The sequence below is a fragment of the Xenorhabdus miraniensis genome (assembly GCF_002632615.1).
Genome location: NZ_NITZ01000009.1, coordinates 159,355 through 178,410, shown reverse-complemented (window position 1 = coordinate 178,410; position 19,056 = coordinate 159,355). Strand labels below are relative to the sequence as shown.

The 19,056-nt window shown below is 42.5% G+C and carries 15 protein-coding genes, 1 rRNA gene and 1 pseudogene; 7 read left to right on the top strand and 10 right to left on the bottom strand.

Annotated elements, in window-relative coordinates; genetic code table 11:
* Both Xmir_RS35715 and gmhB read right to left on the bottom strand, forming a co-directional pair.
* Positions 1–833: ribosomal RNA gene (locus Xmir_RS35715) — 16S ribosomal RNA — on the bottom strand; the annotation flags it as partial.
* A 366-nt stretch (positions 834–1,199) separates the two neighbouring features.
* Positions 1,200–1,766, bottom strand: a complete 567-nt coding sequence (gene gmhB / locus Xmir_RS35710; RefSeq protein ID WP_099114068.1) for a D-glycero-beta-D-manno-heptose 1,7-bisphosphate 7-phosphatase — start codon at positions 1,764–1,766, stop codon at positions 1,200–1,202.
* 178 nt (positions 1,767–1,944) lie between these two features.
* Here gmhB and metN point away from each other — a divergent pair, with 178 nt between their 5' ends.
* The 6 genes from metN (at position 1,945) to proS (ending at position 7,712) form a co-directional block, all read left to right on the top strand.
* Entirely contained in the window at positions 1,945–2,976 is a 1,032-nt protein-coding gene (gene metN / locus Xmir_RS35705) for a methionine ABC transporter ATP-binding protein MetN (RefSeq protein ID WP_099114067.1), read from the top strand.
* A complete protein-coding gene (locus tag Xmir_RS35700) occupies positions 2,969–3,622 on the top strand; it encodes a methionine ABC transporter permease MetI (protein WP_099114066.1) in 654 nt (217 codons plus the stop codon). The genes metN and Xmir_RS35700 overlap by 8 nt, the downstream gene beginning before the upstream one ends.
* 161 nt (positions 3,623–3,783) lie before the next feature.
* The gene (locus Xmir_RS35695; RefSeq protein WP_099114065.1) at positions 3,784–4,599 is read left to right on the top strand and encodes a MetQ/NlpA family lipoprotein; all 816 of its coding nucleotides are present in this window, start codon (positions 3,784–3,786) and stop codon (positions 4,597–4,599) included.
* Between the two features lie 155 nt (positions 4,600–4,754).
* A complete protein-coding gene (gene rcsF / locus Xmir_RS35690) occupies positions 4,755–5,150 on the top strand; it encodes an Rcs stress response system protein RcsF (protein WP_099114064.1) in 396 nt (131 codons plus the stop codon).
* A 19-nt stretch (positions 5,151–5,169) separates the two neighbouring features.
* Positions 5,170–5,877: a tRNA (N6-threonylcarbamoyladenosine(37)-N6)-methyltransferase TrmO gene (tsaA, locus tag Xmir_RS35685; RefSeq protein ID WP_099114063.1), complete on the top strand. Its 708-nt coding sequence runs from the start codon at positions 5,170–5,172 to the stop codon at positions 5,875–5,877.
* 113 nt (positions 5,878–5,990) lie between these two features.
* On the top strand, positions 5,991–7,712 hold the full coding sequence (gene proS, locus Xmir_RS35680) for a proline--tRNA ligase (RefSeq protein WP_099114062.1): 1,722 nt from the start codon (positions 5,991–5,993) through the stop codon (positions 7,710–7,712).
* 97 nt (positions 7,713–7,809) lie between these two features.
* Here proS and nlpE read toward each other — a convergent pair whose 3' ends face one another.
* Positions 7,810–8,511 carry an envelope stress response activation lipoprotein NlpE gene (gene nlpE / locus Xmir_RS35675; RefSeq protein WP_099114115.1) on the bottom strand — a complete coding sequence of 234 codons (702 nt, stop codon included), beginning with the start codon at positions 8,509–8,511 and terminating at the stop codon, positions 7,810–7,812.
* Positions 8,512–8,901: 390 nt separating this feature from the next.
* Between nlpE and rof the strand changes: the two genes are divergently transcribed.
* Positions 8,902–9,168: a Rho-binding antiterminator gene (gene rof / locus Xmir_RS35670; RefSeq protein WP_099114061.1), complete on the top strand. Its 267-nt coding sequence runs from the start codon at positions 8,902–8,904 to the stop codon at positions 9,166–9,168.
* Positions 9,169–9,331: 163 nt separating this feature from the next.
* On the opposite strand, the gene Xmir_RS35665 is transcribed toward rof, so the two are convergent.
* The 7 genes and pseudogenes from Xmir_RS35665 to dnaE form a co-directional block, all read right to left on the bottom strand.
* Positions 9,332–9,790: a VapA/VapB family virulence-associated protein gene (locus Xmir_RS35665; RefSeq protein WP_099114060.1), complete on the bottom strand. Its 459-nt coding sequence runs from the start codon at positions 9,788–9,790 to the stop codon at positions 9,332–9,334.
* A 191-nt stretch (positions 9,791–9,981) separates the two neighbouring features.
* A pseudogene (locus Xmir_RS35660) lies at positions 9,982–10,104 on the bottom strand (IS1 family transposase); the annotation flags it as partial.
* Between the two features lie 312 nt (positions 10,105–10,416).
* Entirely contained in the window at positions 10,417–11,502 is a 1,086-nt protein-coding gene (locus tag Xmir_RS35655; RefSeq protein WP_099114059.1) for a DUF3472 domain-containing protein, read from the bottom strand.
* 493 nt (positions 11,503–11,995) lie between these two features.
* Positions 11,996–13,357, bottom strand: coding sequence for a tRNA lysidine(34) synthetase TilS (tilS, locus tag Xmir_RS35650; RefSeq protein ID WP_099114058.1), 1,362 nt, complete (start codon positions 13,355–13,357; stop codon positions 11,996–11,998).
* A 32-nt stretch (positions 13,358–13,389) separates the two neighbouring features.
* Positions 13,390–14,307 carry a DMT family transporter gene (locus tag Xmir_RS35645; protein WP_099114057.1) on the bottom strand — a complete coding sequence of 306 codons (918 nt, stop codon included), beginning with the start codon at positions 14,305–14,307 and terminating at the stop codon, positions 13,390–13,392.
* Positions 14,308–14,561: 254 nt separating this feature from the next.
* Positions 14,562–15,521: an acetyl-CoA carboxylase carboxyl transferase subunit alpha gene (accA, locus tag Xmir_RS35640; protein ID WP_099114056.1), complete on the bottom strand. Its 960-nt coding sequence runs from the start codon at positions 15,519–15,521 to the stop codon at positions 14,562–14,564.
* Positions 15,522–15,533: 12 nt separating this feature from the next.
* Positions 15,534–19,016: a DNA polymerase III subunit alpha gene (dnaE, locus tag Xmir_RS35635; protein ID WP_099114055.1), complete on the bottom strand. Its 3,483-nt coding sequence runs from the start codon at positions 19,014–19,016 to the stop codon at positions 15,534–15,536.
* Between the last annotated feature and the right edge of the window lie 40 nt (positions 19,017–19,056).

Below are 19,056 nucleotides of genomic sequence, written 5' to 3'. Positions count from 1 at the left end.
CCTCCAAATCGACATCGTTTACAGCGTGGACTACCAGGGTATCTAATCCTGTTTGCTCCCCACGCTTTCGCACCTGAGCGTCAGTCTTCGTCCAGGGGGCCGCCTTCGCCACCGGTATTCCTCCACATCTCTACGCATTTCACCGCTACACGTGGAATTCTACCCCCCTCTACGAGACTCTAGCCAACCAGTCTTAGATGCCGTTCCCAGGTTAAGCCCGGGGATTTCACATCTAACTTAATTGACCGCCTGCGTGCGCTTTACGCCCAGTAATTCCGATTAACGCTTGCACCCTCCGTATTACCGCGGCTGCTGGCACGGAGTTAGCCGGTGCTTCTTCTGCGGGTAACGTCAATCATGAAGCGTCTTCAGCTTCATGCCTTCCTCCCCGCTGAAAGTACTTTACAACCCGAAGGCCTTCTTCATACACGCGGCATGGCTGCATCAGGCTTGCGCCCATTGTGCAATATTCCCCACTGCTGCCTCCCGTAGGAGTCTGGGCCGTGTCTCAGTCCCAGTGTGGCTGGTCATCCTCTCAGACCAGCTAGGGATCGTCGCCTAGGTGGGCCCTTACCCCGCCTACTAGCTAATCCCATCTGGGTTCATCCGATGGCGTGAGGCCCGAAGGTCCCCCACTTTGCTCCTAAGAGGTTATGCGGTATTAGCCACCGTTTCCAGTGGTTATCCCCCTCCATCGGGCAGATCCCCAGACATTACTCACCCGTCCGCCGCTCGCCGGCAAAGAAGCAAGCTTCTTCCCGCTGCCGCTCGACTTGCATGTGTTAGGCCTGCCGCCAGCGTTCAATCTGAGCCATGATCAAACTCTTCAATTAAAGGTTTGATGCTCAAAGAATTTAACTGTGTTAGTTCGTAATGAATTAACTGTTCAGTCACTCTTCAAGACTGGTATCTTTTTCGCCTTCCGGCGTGGATAGCGTCTTGCGAGTGCCCACACAGATTGTCTGATTAATTTGTTAAAGAGCGTGGCAACCAGAAACATTCTTTCGGGTTACGAGGCTGCGTATCTTACGCTTTCCTCTGAGAGTGTCAAGCCTTATTTTTCAGGGCTTTTCACTTTGTCATCTCGACATGTTTGTGTGTTTGTCGTGACAACGGAAGCGCATTATAGGGAGCCTTTAAATTTAGGCAAGCCTTTTTTGTGATTTTTTATTTGAACGATCACAATTTAGGCTAAAAGGCTATTTTTGCCTGTTTTTTATCACATTTGGTAGGTCTGCCAGACTATTAATAACCAAGTCTGCAGCTTGTTCTGCTGCTTCTGTTACCGGTTTTCCTGTACGAACGAGGATCTTAGTTCCAACATTAGCGTCATGTGCTGCCAACATATCTTCTATTTTGTCTCCTACCATATAAGAAGCTGACATATCGATATGTAATGCTTGCTGTGCATCCAACAACATACCTGGTTGTGGTTTACGGCAATTACAGCTCTTCTTATATTCTTCATCATTCCCTTCCGGATGATGAGGGCAATAATAGATACCATCAAGATCGACGCCTCGGTCTGCTAATGACCAATCCATCCATTCTGTTAGCTGCATAAACTGATCTTCTGTAAAAATTTTACGTGCAATACCCGACTGATTTGTTACCAAGACCAGTGCATAGCCCATTTTCTTCAATTCAAGCATGGCTTCAATCACACCATCAATAAATTGAAAATTATCTATCTCATGCACATAGCCATGATCGATGTTAATCGTGCCGTCACGATCTAAAAATACGGCGGGAATACCTTGAGTCACCTGATTACTCCAAGAATGGATCAAGTAAACAGTATCGCATGATTTATTGCTGAATGAGAATGCAGCATTTAATTTATTCCCAGTTGACTTAGACGTCTAGACGCCTTAACATCCACTTTAATTCATGACTTGTTGAAATGTTCTCAAGTCATTCATCTATACATCTAATAAGAAAAAAATGATAAGACTGACTCAGATAAACAAGATATTTCAACAAGGCGCGCGTTCAATCAAAGCGCTTTCAGATATCAACTTACATGTCCCACAGGGGCAAATATATGGCGTCATCGGTTCTTCTGGTGCGGGAAAAAGTACCTTAATTCGCTGTGTGAATATGCTCGAGCGCCCAACTTCGGGTCAGGTATTAGTTGCAGGGCAAGATCTCACTTCTCTTTCAGAACGTGAACTAACTCGCGCACGTCGCCATATTGGCATGATTTTCCAACACTTTAATTTATTATCATCCAGAACAGTATTTGACAATGTTGCGTTACCTTTAGAATTGAACAACACGCCAAAAGCTGAAATAAAGGCTAAGGTTAATGAATTACTGGAGTTGGTTGGCCTTGCTGATAAGCATGACGCGTATCCTGCCAATCTGTCTGGTGGTCAAAAACAGCGCGTCGCTATTGCCCGGGCACTTGCGAACTCGCCGAAAGTACTTTTGTGTGACGAAGCCACCAGCGCATTGGATCCAGCAACAACGCGTTCTATTCTGGAACTATTAAAAGACATTAACCGCCGTTTGGGGTTAACCATTCTTTTGATCACCCATGAAATGGATGTGGTTAAGCGCATCTGTGATCAAGTTGCAGTCATTAGTGGCGGCCAATTGATCGAGCAAGATGTTGTCAGTGCAATATTTTCGCATCCTAAGACTCCGGTGGCTCAAGAATTTATCAAATCTACACTGCATTTGGACATTCCTGAAGATTACTTACAAAAGTTACAGCCGGAATCTGCGCCTGATCGCAGTCCATTATTGAAGTTGGAATTCACGGGTAAATCTGTTGATGCACCTTTAATTTCCATGGCAGTTCGCCGCTTTAATATCGATATCAGCATATTGAGTTCCCAAATGGATTACGCGGGTGGCGTTAAATTTGGTGTTATGCTGGCTGAGTTGGATGGAGAAGGCGATAGCATCAAATCAACAATTGAATTTTTAGAAACGCATCATGTGAAAGTAGAGGTTCTCGGTTATGTCTGAAGGAATGATTTTATTATTAGCTAAAGGAGTCTGGGAAACCCTCGTAATGACTTTCGTTTCTGGTTTCTTTGGCTTTGTGATTGGGTTGCCGGCTGGTGTACTTTTATATGTTACCCGTCCTGGGCAGGTTATTGAAAATGGCACACTTTATCGCATACTTTCTGCATTGGTAAATATTACTCGTTCAATACCTTTCATTATTCTGTTGGTATGGATGATTCCATTTACCCGTTTGATTGTAGGCACATCAATTGGCTTACAGGCGGCGATTGTTCCGTTGACCGTAGGGGCGGCCCCTTTCATTGCCCGCATGGTGGAAAATACATTATTAGAGATTCCGACAGGCTTAATTGAAGCGGCGCGAGCGATGGGTGCAACGCCATTCCAGATTGTTAAAAAGATTCTTTTGCCGGAAGCACTGCCAGGTTTAATTAATGCTGCCACCATTACCTTAATTACTTTAGTCGGTTATTCCGCAATGGGCGGGGCTGTTGGTGCAGGCGGTTTGGGCCAGATTGGCTATCAGTATGGTTATATCGGCTATGATGCAACAGTAATGAATACCGTATTAGCATTACTGGTTGTTTTAGTGTTCTTGATTCAATTAGGTGGCGATCGTTTAGCCAAAACCGTTAATCGTAAATAGCATTATTTCAAATAAGGAGCCACTAACGGCTCCGCTTACAAGGCTTATACCTAAAAGCCTCATTGTAATAGTACTTGTAATAGGTAGTGGTACTTGTAATAGATAGTACACAGTAGCTTGATAAGACAGGTTATAAATCAGTATTCAATAGGGGTGAAAATATGTCAGTAAAATTGAAATCCATTGCAGTAATCAGCGCTTTATTAGGTTCATTAATTATTGCTGGTTGCGGCCAGGAACAACGTGATCCAAACCATATCAAGGTTGGAGTTATTGCAGGGCCTGAGCTTCAAGTTGCTGAAGTTGCCAAGCAAGTTGCTAAAGATAAATATGGCCTTGATGTTGAGTTGACGACATTCAATGACTATGTTTTACCAAATGAGTCACTGAGCAAGGGAGATATTGATGTGAATGTCTTCCAGCATAAGCCTTATCTAGATCAACAAATAAAAGAACGTAACTACAAGCTGGCTATTGTTGGTAACTCTTTCATCTTCCCAATGGCGGCCTATTCCAAGAAAATTAAATCACTGGATGAATTGCAGGATGGTTCTCAAATTGCTGTCCCCAACGATCCAACCAACTTAGGTCGTTCGCTACTGTTATTACAAAAACAGGGTCTAATCACTTTGAAAGAGGGAGTAGGCCTGCTGCCGACCGTTCTGGACATTACCAGCAATCCTAAGCACTTGGATATCGTCCAGCTGGAAGCACCTCAATTACCACGCTCACTGGATGATCAGAAAATTGCTTTGGCTATCATCAATAACACCTATGCAGGGCAGATTGGTTTGACCCCAGAGCAAGATGGGATCTTTGTTGAAGATAAAGATTCACCTTACGTCAATATCATCGTTAGCCGTGAAGACAATAAAGATGCCGAAAATGTGCAAAAATTCGTGAAAGCATACCAATCTCCAGAAGTAGAACAAGAAGCACAAAAAGTCTTTAAAGGTGGAGCAATAAAAGGCTGGTAATCTTTCATATTCAGTCAATCAAGATTAAAATTATCGGGCGGATATTTTTATATCCGCCCGTTTTCGTTGAAAGAAACAAACGACTTTATCGTAGTTTCAATCAATAAGATTAAACCTGTTCCTCACTGACTCTATCAATATAAGGATTCAACTCGATGCGTGTGTTACCTATCTGTTTCATGGCGCTCTTTATGGTGGGGTGTACTTCACTATCAACTCAGGTCGATAAATCCAGTACATCAGATTCGAAGTTGAAACGTCAGTCAGTCAAGAAAAGCAAAACACCATCTTACGTCCATCTATACACCAAAACAGATGAGCTGTTAGGTTTACCATTTAAAGATTTAGGTATTGTAGCTGGGGAATCCTGTCGCAGTACGTTACAAGATCCCCCTGCCAGCATTGCAATTGCCCGGCAAAACATGCTGGCAAAAGCAAATTATCTAAACGCTAACGCGGTCTTACTTCATAAATGTGCGATCTTACCTGGTCAAGGTTGCTACCAAGTTGCCATTTGTGAAGGTTCAGCCCTGCTAACAACCAACAAGTAATTATTATTAAAAAACGCCCATGGCAGATTTTCATTTTACGCAAATCGGAACCATTCATTCTCCTTACAAAGAGAAGTTTGCCATTCCCCGTCAACCGGGTTTGGTGGAAGATGGTACAGGACAGTTAGAATTGCTTGCTCCTTATAATCAGATTGATGCAATACGAGGGCTGGAGCAATTCAGTCATTTATGGATCATTTTCGTTTTTCACCAAACCATGAACGGCGGCTGGAATCCATTAGTGCGCCCTCCCCGTTTGGGAGGAAATGCCAAAATGGGCGTATTTGCCACTCGTTCAACTTTCCGCCCAAATCCGATCGGCATGTCCTTAGTTGAATTGAAAGGAATTCAACACGCTAACAATCGTATCATTCTGGAACTTGGCAGTTTGGATTTAGTGGATGGTACACCCGTGATAGATATCAAACCTTATTTACCTTTTGTCGAATCACGTCCAGAAGCTAAAGCAGGGTTTGCCCAATCAGCACCAATTGCTGATATGAAAATCAATTTCTCGGCAGAAGCGGAATACCAACTTTTATCCCATCAAGCCAATTATCCTCATTTGCGACGTTTTATTAGCCAGATATTAGCTCAAGATCCTCGCCCGGCCTACCGTAAGAAAGAACGAGAAAACCGAATATATGCCGCCCATATATTGGATTTCAATGTCCGTTGGTTGGTGAATGACACTATGACAGAAGTGGTTTCTATCGAACACCGCTAAAACCACTTTTGACATCGCAAGCTCGCTGGTAGACTAGCAGTTTATTTTTATTTTCTGGGCAGGGTGGCGCTACTTGCCGCCCAGAAGCAATTTGCTATCCAATGGAAACTTATATGCGTACTAGCCAATATCTGCTCTCTACTTTAAAAGAGACGCCTGCTGATGCAGAAGTAGTCAGTCATAAACTGATGCTTCGTGCCGGCATGATCCGTAAACTCGCCTCAGGTTTGTACAACTGGATGCCGACAGGTGTCCGCGTGTTGAAAAAAGTTGAAAACATTGTTCGTGAAGAGATGAACAATGCGGGAGCGATTGAGGTTTCCATGCCGGTAGTTCAGCCAGCAGATTTGTGGCAGGAAAGTGGCCGTTGGGAACAATATGGCCCAGAATTACTGCGTTTTGTTGATCGTGGTGAACGTCCTTTCGTTTTGGGGCCAACCCATGAAGAAGTGATCACCGATTTGGTTCGCAACGAAGTCACCTCATATAAACAGCTTCCGCTGAATCTGTTCCAGATCCAGACCAAATTCCGTGACGAAGTTCGCCCACGTTTCGGTGTTATGCGTTCACGTGAATTTATCATGAAAGATGCCTATTCTTTCCACACCAGCCAAGCGTCTCTGCAAGAGACTTACGATAAGATGTATGCTGCTTACAGCAAAATCTTTACCCGTATTGGTCTGGATTTCCGCGCGGTTCTGGCAGATACCGGTTCAATTGGTGGAAATGCTTCTCATGAGTTCCAGGTTCTGGCAGCCAGCGGTGAAGATGATATCGTATTTTCAACCGAATCTGACTATGCAGCTAATATTGAGTTGGCGGAAGCAGTTATGCCATCTCAGGAACGTGCGGCTCCATCTGAGGAAATGCGTCTGGTTGATACACCAAACGCAAAAACTATTGCTGAGTTGGTCGGACAATTCAACTTACCAATTGAAAAAACAGTCAAGACGCTGATCGTTCATGCTGCGGAAGAGAGCGGACATAAGTTAGTTGCTTTGTTGGTACGTGGTGATCATGAACTAAATGAGATCAAAGCAGAAAAATTACCTCTGGTAGCCAGCCCACTGAACTTTGCGACTGAAGAAGAAATTCGTGCCATTGTAAACGCAGGCCCCGGCTCTTTAGGCCCTGTAAACCTGCCTATGCCCGTTATTATTGATCGCAGTGTATCCATCATGAGTGATTTCGGTGCAGGTGCCAACGTTGATGGCAAACACTACTTTGGTATTAACTGGGAGCGCGATCTGCCAGTGCCAGAAGTGGCTGATATCCGTAATGTCGTCGAAGGTGACGCCAGCCCAGATGGTAAAGGCACACTATTAATCAAACGTGGTATTGAAGTTGGTCATATCTTCCAATTGGGTACCAAGTACTCTGATGCCCTGAAAGCGACAGTACAGAACGAAGACGGGCACAATCAAGTTGTCAGCATGGGATGCTACGGTATTGGTGTAACCCGTATCGTTGCTGCCGCCATTGAACAAAATCATGACGATCGTGGCATTATCTGGCCAAATGCGATTGCTCCGTTCCAGGTAGCAATTCTGCCAATGAATATGCACAAATCTTATCGAGTAAAAGAAGTCGCTGAAAAATTATATGCGGACTTGCGCGCCAACGGTATTGATGTGATTTTTGATGATCGCAAAGAACGCCCTGGTGTTATGTTTGCTGACATGGAACTGATTGGCGTACCACATACTCTGGTTATCGGTGATCGTAATTTAGATAACGATGAGATCGAATACAAATACCGTCGCAGTGGCGATAAGCAGATGCTGAAACTGGAAAATATTGTTGAATATCTGCAAGGGCAAATTCAGCAAGCTTAATTTTACTTACGAGCAATAACTCAGTAAAAGCATCAGCGTAAATTGAAAAAACCTGCGTAGTTATCGCGCAGGTTTTTTTATGTGTCTCTGTTATGCGTTATTTTTTTGTATTGCAAGAAGATGACTTATCAAAACGGATTTTGCCTGTTTGGATCACTGAATTATCAAACAATCCATCTTCCATTGAAGGACGCAACGTGTAGTAACCCTCAACTTCCACATAAACTGGGGTTCCTCCTTCCACGCCCGTGGCACTGTAACCACGTTCCAAGTCAATATTTTCAGAAGCATCATAACGTTTGCCGGTACGACATTCCGTAAAAAGGGCTGAATCAGCAAAATAGCTGTATTCTCCTACCAATTTTTTCGGGGTTACCTTGACCAACTCATAGTTAAATTTCGATTCGATTGGCTCGCCGTTGATATCCAGCATAACCAAACTTTCATCTTTCATTTGGTAATAAGATTTTTTGCCATCTTCATTGCTCAATGTGACTTTTTTACCCTTTATTACCCACTTCCCTGTTTCAAAGAAAGTATTTTCCTCACTTTTAGCTTCCAGATAAGACTGCCCCAATATATAGGTCCCATCTTTGGCAAGCTGTAAGGTAGTGTCGATACCTGCGCAATCTGCACAAGGGATAACACCATTAAACACTTTCTCGGTTGGTAACGTCTTACCCTGAGATACATTGCCCGTCTGCAATGCCGGGTTATTCTGCAACATGGAGTTGTCCTGACATCCAACCGATGTAAATACTCCCGCAGCTAACAATACAAATAAAATTTTCTTATTCATCATCATTTAAACCCAATAAATTCAAAAGAATACCTAATCAATTTCGAGTTACAGTACGGCCAACGAAATAGCAACTTGAAGGATAGAGGGTATAACCCATTTTTTATAACGTCCACTCCCTATAAAACATGAGACTTAAGTAACAAAATTGACGCTACTTTACCGCATCCCAAAATACTCAGTGAGAAAAATCAAATTTTATGGCGTAATTTCATTGCCTGATGATGAGGGACAGGTTTAATCTACTCTTAATTTCAACGCAATTCCCACAGATGTATTTAGTAATCACGGTAGATTACTGTGCTATAGTCGTAGGTAGCATTTTTTGCGTTTGAGTTTGGTCAATCACGGGCGGCACGATTACCGCCAGTAACATAGTGGTGAGCAAATATGTTTATAGATACTGAATATCAACCAATTAACTGTGACGATTACGATAACCTTGAACTAGCTTGCCAACGCCAGCTTCATTTGCAGATCCAATTGCGAGATGGTGAAATATTTGAAGGAGAAGCTAAGGAATTGATTTTAAGAAAAAAAGTAGAATATCTCCTCATTGAATCAAAAGAAAAATCCCGTGAATTAAGGTTAGATCACATTATCAGTTTCAGCAATCCAGAAATTGGAACCATTGTTATTGAGCATTCTTCATTGTGATAATAACTTGCGATAATAATAGTCATTAACATGTAGAAAATCTCTACTACACTACAACAAAAGTCCTCACTTAATACGAGGACTTTATTGTTTAGTCATCCTCTTTCATATGAACCCGTTAATTACATCAAAACTGTCATCACAGTCGATGCGCACATGTATTTTATTCTGTTGGTGCCCACCGTCCCTTTCCGGCACCTGTGGATACCACTGTCGAGAGTCCTGCCCCTACAAAACTTCCCAAAAATGAGTTATTTTTATTAAAAAACATGATTATTGAGGTAGTAACATTCGAAGCATGCCAAAAACTATCTGTATTATCAATCAACTCATCATAATTACTGGTATAAACCGTCCCCAAATATTCTCCCTTACCTGGAGTACCCAATGTATCCGCCGAACCATCAAAAGTCACGTTATTATCTAAAACCACTTCTAAGGAAGCATATAATATGTAGCAAGTAAGCACAAATTTTGCACCGTAAAAATCTTTTTTATCACTTAAAAGAAATTCTTTACTTATTTCATCAATTTTACTTTGTTCTAACTTACCTTTCATATCATTGCAGAATGTAGTCAAAGATTGTAATTTAACTTCATGTTCATTAAATTCATATTTCATTATAATTCACCTTATTTAGAATAAATAACACCATTTCTAATTTTAAAAAAATCATTGCACTATAAAATGACAGTGATTAATTATAAAATCTGCTCTATATATTTAGGTGCGATTATTTCCAAGGCATTAACATAATAATAAACAACCTTAATAATACTGTAGCACCAATTTAGTAATGTCATCTTTTAGTAAAGTTGAAAGGTTCGTTTGCAGGATAACCAACGATAGCGTTGATGTCCCGCATCGCCTTTACCGTGTTTTTTGACGAATTCTGTGTGTTAACAAAATCGACATTTTACTTCAACTGCCGCCATTTAATTTCTCCAAAAAAAGGGGGAATTATATACCACCATTAACGAGTTGAATACGTGACCCATTAACCCAATATTTTATAATCTGGAAAAATATTGTAATAACTCTCAGGAATAAAATACACACCATCAATCAAATACCTATGATGATATATATTTTAAATGTGTTAATATTAAATCTATAAGTAGATAAATACATTCACCTTAATAATATTATATAGTTGCTTTGCATAAAATGAATTATTTATATCATCAAAATAGTCAATGAAAAGTACATATTTAGGATCAATGTCGACAAATTAGAATGATAGTATTTTACTTTATATCAATTGATATAGATTTAAGGTTTGACTTTTGATTAAATATATCAATAAATTCCACGGTGGCATAATATCTTCCGTTAGTAATATTACCTACATAAATTGACTCATTTCTTTTTTCTGGTATAGATTGTGAACTGTGAGCCATAAGCTCACCATGTAAATTATTTTTATATATTTTCACAAAGTAACTCAACTGTGGAGGGGTGTTTTCAGAGTTTATCCATGCTACACTAATAACACCATTATTAAAAAACATAGTCATGGATTCAATTCTAGGTTGAATTACTGGTTTTGGTTTTTCATCAAATTGGTTAGGATAAAGTATTATTTCATTTTTATTGTTATTAAACTCACCGCCCGCAATCAACCTAACATTAACCCCTTGATATAATTCAGCATTCCAATATTTCGGATTACCTCCGGCCGTTGCCTGATAATGCAAAGGTTTTTCCCATTGGCCATATTTATTTAGGCGAAAATGTTGCCCATAGACACCATAATAACCTAATTCATTTCCAGCAAAACGTTCAAGAAAACCTGTACATCCATTACCTGTAAAATAAAGATCTCTATCTGGTATTTTAACTGAAATATAATGAGTCCACTTATTATCCTTATATGAATACATAAACATAGCCATTCTCGTTGAATCTTCACCCTGAATATACCATCTGCGAAGAACAATTGAGTACCAATGATCTGGAAACCAAGGCATTGGATTTAATGTCTGTAAACCAGAGCCTTCTCCTCCAAAATGTTTCGAATAGGTATTGGGAGAAGAATATGTCAATTGAACCTCTGTTGGAAGCGAAGGATCTTTTTCAATTTTATCCCATATAGAGCATATGTTATTACGAATAAAAGGTACTCCATTGATAACTGAGTTTACTTGATGTTGTATCCCAGCATATCCACCGCGATCCTCAAAATAAAAATTACATCCAGACCAGTAAATATACCCTTTGTCTCCATTATTAGGAACCATTTGCTCTACATATATTAGTTCGGCGTAATTAGAATTGAAAACAGAGGTTACAGATGGGCCACTTGTTGGCACATTTGATGAATCGTTATTCATTCTTCATCTCCTTAGTATTTTAATAAAAATAGGATTAAAAATTATTATTAAATATACTTTTTCATACTAAGCTTTTTCAAAAAAACAAAAAATATAGATAAATTCCATTTTAATGCTCGAACTTCATTAACTTAAATATATGATAAATTAGGTGAAATTTCTACTTTGTAGGATTGGGTGATATTTTAAAATTGGTTTGACAAACACCAATAGTAATAAATAAAATACCACCCCTGCCTTAAAATTTACCTTCACTTTATCACATCAAAATTTTCTTTATATTTTTAAAGATAGTATACATTTATTTATTTTCAAGATGAAATTATTTCATTTGAAATCACAATGCTTTTACATCTCACATTTTTTAGCCCTAAAAATCACATATTCTATTGAATTTAATCAATAAAAAAAGATTGCATCAGAAATAACGCAATCTCTCAAGTCAGCAAAATTGTTATCCAAATTTCTGTCAATGTAATAACAGCTACATTCTTCAATGTGGTGTAGGGTTTTTATTCCAATAAACGATAACCCCCATGTCATCAACCAAACATTGCCCTTCTTTGGTGACAAAAACCCCCAGTGCCGCAATCAGTTTATCGCCATAATAAAGCAGTGGAATCCTCTCCCTGAGCCAAGGTGCAACGCCAAGCTCCTGCCACAATTTTTTACTCTGGCGGGAATGCTGCCGCCCCACGATACTGATATTCCCCTGAACACCAAAACGAATTGTCACTTGTTCATTATTATCAGGAGCTCTTACTTTTATACCGTTTTCTTCCGCCCGAACCAGCGTTCCCAATCCATCAGGCAACGCCAGTTCCTGTTCTATATCCCATTCAAGAACCGTTCCCGCCAAAAATTGATGCTGAGGAACCAGCCATAGTTGCTGCCGATAACGGCGAATATGATATTGCCCCAATTTAAAACAAGGCCCTGCATCTTGCCGGGCGAGCGCCACTTCTGACCAAATTCGTTGAAGCTGCTCCCGCGCAGGCATTTTTACACCCTGCTGGTTGAACCATCGGCGCAACAATGCGTTACGTTTAGCTTCAGAACACCTTTCCAAAGGTGGAATGGAAATCGCACCTTCCAATGTGGTTAGTGAGTTCAATGATTCACTCAACAGTTCATCCAACAACCTTTCTTGTTCCCCACATAAACCTGCACTGCGGGAAACGGCTTGTGGGAAATGAGGCCAACGCTGGTTGAGTAATGGCATAATATGCAGGCGTAAGAAATTACGATCATAGCGATCATCCTGATTGCTATCGTCCTCAATCCATTTCAACCCCTGCGCCTGAGCATAGGCTTCTAATTCTGCCCGGCCTGCATTCAATAGTGGACGAATTAATGTCGTTTCAGCAAATGGCATACAAAAAGGCATGGAAGATAACCCAGCAGGACCACTTCCCCGTTTCAATGCCAACAAAAATGTTTCTGCCTGATCATCAAGATGTTGTGCTGTTGCCAGAATTTCACCCTGCTGTAGTTCACGTTGAAAAGATTGGTAACGGGCATCTCTGGCCGCAGCCTCAATGCCATTCCGCCGGATATCCAAACTCACTTTTTCAGTTCGAAAATCAACCTGCCAGTCAATACAAATCTGACGACAATGTTCAACCCACAAATCCGCCTTTGCATTTAAACCATGATGGATATGGATTGCCCTTAAGGTCATTGGCTCACAATTCTGTTGCTGATAATCCAGTTGCTGATATTGAGTTCGCAGACGAACCAGCAAATGTAACAATACGGTGGAATCCAATCCACCGCTAAACCCAACCAAAATCTTTTTATGCGGTTCAATTTGTTCTGCCAACATCGTCAGCAGAGGTTCATGAGTATTTGTCATTACGGACTCAAGCCTTCTTCATATCTGCCAGATTAGTCTTCAATCAAATCATCCACTGACTTCTTCCCTTCGGGATCGTTGCCTTTGGCCCGGATACAAAGAAGTCCAGAGATGATAACAAGCGCTAATCCCACCACATAAGCAAGAACAAAAGCATCACCGAAAAACAGAATAATCCACATCATCGACAAGACGGGTGATAAGAATAAGATTGAAGCTATTTTATGAGAATCCGGGCTGCTCATGGCCTTGAACCAAATAATATAGGAAATACCATTCAGTATGATGCCATTGAGCAATGTTGGCATCAGTGCATCACCAACAGGTAAGTTGATGCTGCTGAAAGCGAACATAAATACTGCGGAAACTAATGTAGAGAAAATGAATACCCAAAGCGTGCTGATATAGGGATCAATAGCAAATTGTCTCGATAATACGGACATCAGCGCAAAACAAAATGAGCCACTAAATACCAGAAACAATGCCTGAGGATGTTCTACGGCAATCTCGGTTATATTGCCTTGCGTGAAGGTAATCACCACAGCCATGAACCCCATCACAATGCCAATCATCTGCCTAATGGACAACCTTTCTTTGAACAGAAAAAACGATAAACCGATTATCATTAATGGCCAGCTATATTGAATAACTAAAACAGCAACACCATTCTCGATGGAATAACCATAATAAAGCAACAGATAGAAGAAACAGTCTAACGCGCCTAAGATCAATACCTTAAGCATAATTGGAAAAGGAATGTATAATAGTTTCTTCCAGTTTCTCCCCATAATGAGAGCAACAACAAATACCGCTAAAACAGACAGGACATTTGACCAGAATAAATATTGGAAATGATCCATCTCTTTCTGACCAACACGCGCTATAGAAGGAATAAAACTCCAGATAAACACACAAGAGAACGCATAAATAATATATTTATATTTAGCCATAGAAAAACTCAACTTATTATTTTAAAGCCCAACGACTGAGGCCCCGAATCCATCCCAATATCCCTGAAAATGATAATACCAGCTGGCAAAGAACGTGATGGTTTCACCCGCCATAAACAACAAAACAGGTGGAAATATTGAGGAGTGATAATTCCCCAGTATTTCCACCTGCTATTAGTCATATTGAAAATAAAGCTGTAACTATCCAAAAATAGTTATCAATAAAACAGCTTTCAGAGCCCCATTTCCTAAGCTCAGCAGTAACCGTACTGCATTAAACGCTCATAACGACGGTTAACTAACTCTTCGCTGCCTAGTTCACTCAACTCAGAGAGATCAGCCAACAATTGCGTTTTTAATGTCTCAGCTATCTCTTCATGATGACGGTGTGCACCACCCAATGGCTCCGGGATAACAGTATCAATCAGTTTCAACTCTTTCAGGCGTGGGGCTGTATTTCCCATTGCTTCTGCTGCCAATGGCGCTTTTTCAGCACTTTTCCACAAAATGGAAGCACAACCTTCAGGAGAAATGGTCGAGAAGGTGCTGTATTGCAGCATGTTTACTTTATCGCCCACACTGAGCGCCAATGCGCCACCAGAGCCTCCTTCACCGATAACCGTACAAATCACCGGCACAGAGAGGCGGGACATCTCACGCAGGTTACGGGCAATCGCTTCTGATTGACCACGCTCTTCTGCTCCCACACCAGGATAGGCGCCAGGAGTATCAATGAAAGTGATGATTGGCAATTTAAAACGCTCTGCCATTTCCATCAATCTCAACGCCTTGCGATAGCCTTCCGGTGATGGCATACCGAAGTTACGACGGATTTTTTCTTTCGTTTCCCGGCCCTTCTGGTGACCAATGATCATAACCGGACGACCATCAATACGCGCCAATCCGCCCACAATTGCCTTATCATCAGCATAGGCTCGATCACCCGCCAATTCTTCGAAATCGGTAAAAATGTGTTTAATATAATCCAGCGTATAGGGACGCAGAGGATGGCGTGATAATTGAGATATTTGCCATGCCCCCAAATCAGAGAAAATCTTGCGAGTCAGCTCTAGGCTTTTTTCCCGCAGACGCTGGACTTCTTCATCCAGATTTATATCTAGCTTTTCATCTTGACGGCTAACTGCGGTGAGCGAATCAATTTTCGCTTCCAGCTCGGCAATCGGCTGTTCAAAATCCAGAAAATTCAGACTCATAACGTTCCTATCTTAGTCAAATTCTAATTCTACCTGCTCGTTACCCAGCAGAGTTCGCAGATCTGTCAAAAGGGTGTCCGTTGGCGTTACCCGCCATGTTGCCCCGAATCGTAAACGGGCACGGGCATCTACCCGCTGATAATAAAGATGAACCGGTATCGTACCTGAACGATGTGGCTCCAATACACCACGAAGACGGTTCAATAATTGCTCATCAATTTGCCTGTCTGATAACGAGATAGCAAGCCCACGTGCAAACTTTTCACGTGCCTCACTGATATCCATTAATTCACGAACCGTCATTTTAAGCCCACCGCTAAAGTCATCAAAGCTGACTTGTCCGGTAGCAATCAAAATTTTATCCTGCTCTAATAAATGCTGATATCTTTCCAACGCATCAGAAAACAGCATGATTTCCAGCCGTCCTGAACGATCATCCAACGTGCTGATACCAATGCGGTTACCCCGCTTGGTTGTCACTATTTTGGATGCCAACACCAAACCTACCACTGTCGTTACCTGACCACGAGGCGTCGGGTTCACATCTTTTAGACGCAACCCATTTGTATATCGTTCAATCTCTTTTAAATAACTTGTGATCGGGTGACCCGTTAAATACAGCCCAAGCGTTTCTCTCTCACCATCCAGAACAACCTGATCCGGCCATTTTGGCGTACTGGCATATGAACGCTCAACCTCTTCAGGCTCTTCGGCCAACACACCAAACATATCCGTTTGTCCAATCGCCTCCGCTTTGGCGTGTTGGTCAGCCGCTTTCAGTGCATCTTCCAGAGAAGACATCAACGCCGCACGGTGTGGCCCCAACCTGTCAAAAGCGCCGGACATGATTAACTTTTCCATCACACGACGGTTGAGTTTTTTAATGTCAGCACGCGCACACAGGTCAAAGAGTTCCTTGAAATGCCCTCCTTTCTGGCGGGCCTCGATAATGGCCTCAATCGGCCCTTCACCTACACCCTTGATCGCACCAATGCCATAAACAATTTCACCTTCATCATTAACGTGGAAGTGATACAGACCACTATTGATATCCGGTGGCAAGACTTTAAGCCCCATGCGCCAGCATTCATCCACCAGCCCAACGACTTTTTCGGTGTTATCCATATCCGCCGTCATCACGGCTGCCATAAATTCTGCCGGATAGTGAGCCTTCAGCCATAAAGTCTGATAAGAAACCAACGCATAAGCTGCGGAGTGAGATTTGTTGAAGCCATAACCCGCGAATTTCTCCACCAAATCGAAGATTTTCATCGAGAGTTCGCCATCAACACTCTGTTTTATCGCTCCCTCTTCAAATACCGAACGCTGTTTAGCCATCTCCTCTGGCTTTTTCTTACCCATTGCACGACGAAGCATATCTGCACCGCCAAGGGTATAACCCGCCAATACCTGAGCAATCTGCATCACCTGTTCCTGATACAGAATGATGCCATACGTTGGTTCCAATACGGGTTTTAAGGTTTCATGTTGCCATTCGACATCAGGATAGGAGATCTCTTCCCGCCCATGTTTACGGTCAATAAAGTTATCCACCATGCCGGATTGCAATGGCCCGGGGCGGAACAGCGCCACCAATGCGATCATGTCCTCAAAACAGTCGGGACGCAGGCGTTTGATCAGATCTTTCATCCCACGAGATTCAAGCTGGAATACAGCCGTGGTTTCGGAGCGTTGCAGCATATCGAAACTTTTCTGGTCATCCAGCGGGATGGCTGCAATATCAATCGGCTCCAGACCCTTTTTAGCACGGCGCGCATTAACCATCTCAAGTGCCCAGTTGATGATGGTCAGGGTTCTCAGGCCAAGGAAGTCAAACTTAACCAGCCCCGCATATTCCACGTCGTTCTTGTCAAATTGGGTAACGGGGTTTTGCCCTTCGGGATCGCAGTAAATCGGCGCAAAATCAGTGATCTTGGTTGGTGCAATAACAACACCACCCGCATGTTTACCTGCGTTACGGGTGACACCTTCCAATTTGCGCGCCATGTCGATCAGCGCCTTAACCTCTTCATCCGCTTCATAAATTTCAGGCAGTTGAGGTTCCGCTACGAAAGCTTTTTCCAGCGTCATGCCGGGATCAGGCGGCACCAGTTTTGATATGCGATCGACAAACCCGTATGGATGCCCAAGTACACGCCCGACGTCACGGATAACCGCTTTTGCTGCCATTGTACCGAAGGTGATAATCTGCGATACCGCATCTCGCCCGTACATATCGGCAACATGGTCAATCACCTGATCACGTTTTTCCATACAGAAATCAACATCGAAGTCAGGCATGGAAACACGTTCAGGGTTCAGGAAACGTTCGAACAGCAAGTCGAATTCCAATGGATCGAGATCGGTAATTTTCAACGCATAAGCGACAAGAGAACCCGCACCGGAACCACGTCCCGGCCCAACGGGAACACCGTTGTCTTTCGACCACTGGATAAACTCCATGACGATCAGGAAGTAACCGGGGAATCCCATCTGGTTGATAACTTTCAACTCAATATCCAGACGATCATCGTATTCCGGGCGTTTTTGTGCCCTGGTTTCTGGATCGGGATAGAGAAACTCCAGACGCTCTTCCAGACCTTGTTTGGATTTTTTAATCAGGAAATCTTCGGTGCTCATGTCTCCCGTCGGAAATTGCGGAAGAAAGTATTCACCAAGACGGATCGTGACATTACAGCGTTTAGCAATTTCTACGCTATTTTGCAGCGCTTCCGGGATGTCGGAGAAAAGTTCGCACATCTCCTGTTCACTGCGCAGATATTGCTGAGGGCTGTAATTTTTCGGGCGTTTTGGATCAGCCAGCGTATAGCCATCATGAATGGCGACCCGAATTTCATGTGCGTCGAAATCGGTACTTTCCAGAAAACAGACGTCATTGGTCGCGACAACCGGCACATTTTTTTCCGCTGCCAATTCTACAGCGGCATGAAGATAATTCTCTTCATCCTGACGTCCGGTGCGGATTAATTCAAGATAATAGCTGTCCGGGAAATGTGCCTGATAAAAATCGAGGCACTGATCGACCATCGCCCGATTGCCACGCAGCAGGAATTTACCCACATCTCCCATGCGCCCGCCCGACAACAGGATCAATCCGGCTTTCCGCGTTGCCAGCCATTCCCGTTTGATAGTCGGGCCAATCGCACCATAACCTTTTTGGTAGGCTTCAGAGATCAGCAAGGTCAGGTTTTGGTAACCTTCATTATTGCGAGCGAGGATCGTCAAATGGGCATATTCATCCCCTAACAGCTCACTTTCCACATAAAAGTCAGCCCCGATAATCGGCTTGATACCCGCGCCGTGGGCGCTGCCATAGAATTTCACCAATCCACATAAATTGGTGAAATCCGTAATGGCAAGAGCCGGCATACCCAATTTGGCGACTTTTTTTACCAATGGCCCCGTCTTAGCCAAGCCATCGATCATTGAATAGTCGCTGTGAACACGTAAGTGTACAAAACGTGGTTCTGTCATAATCTGCCCAGATATTTATTCCAGATACTTATCCCAGATT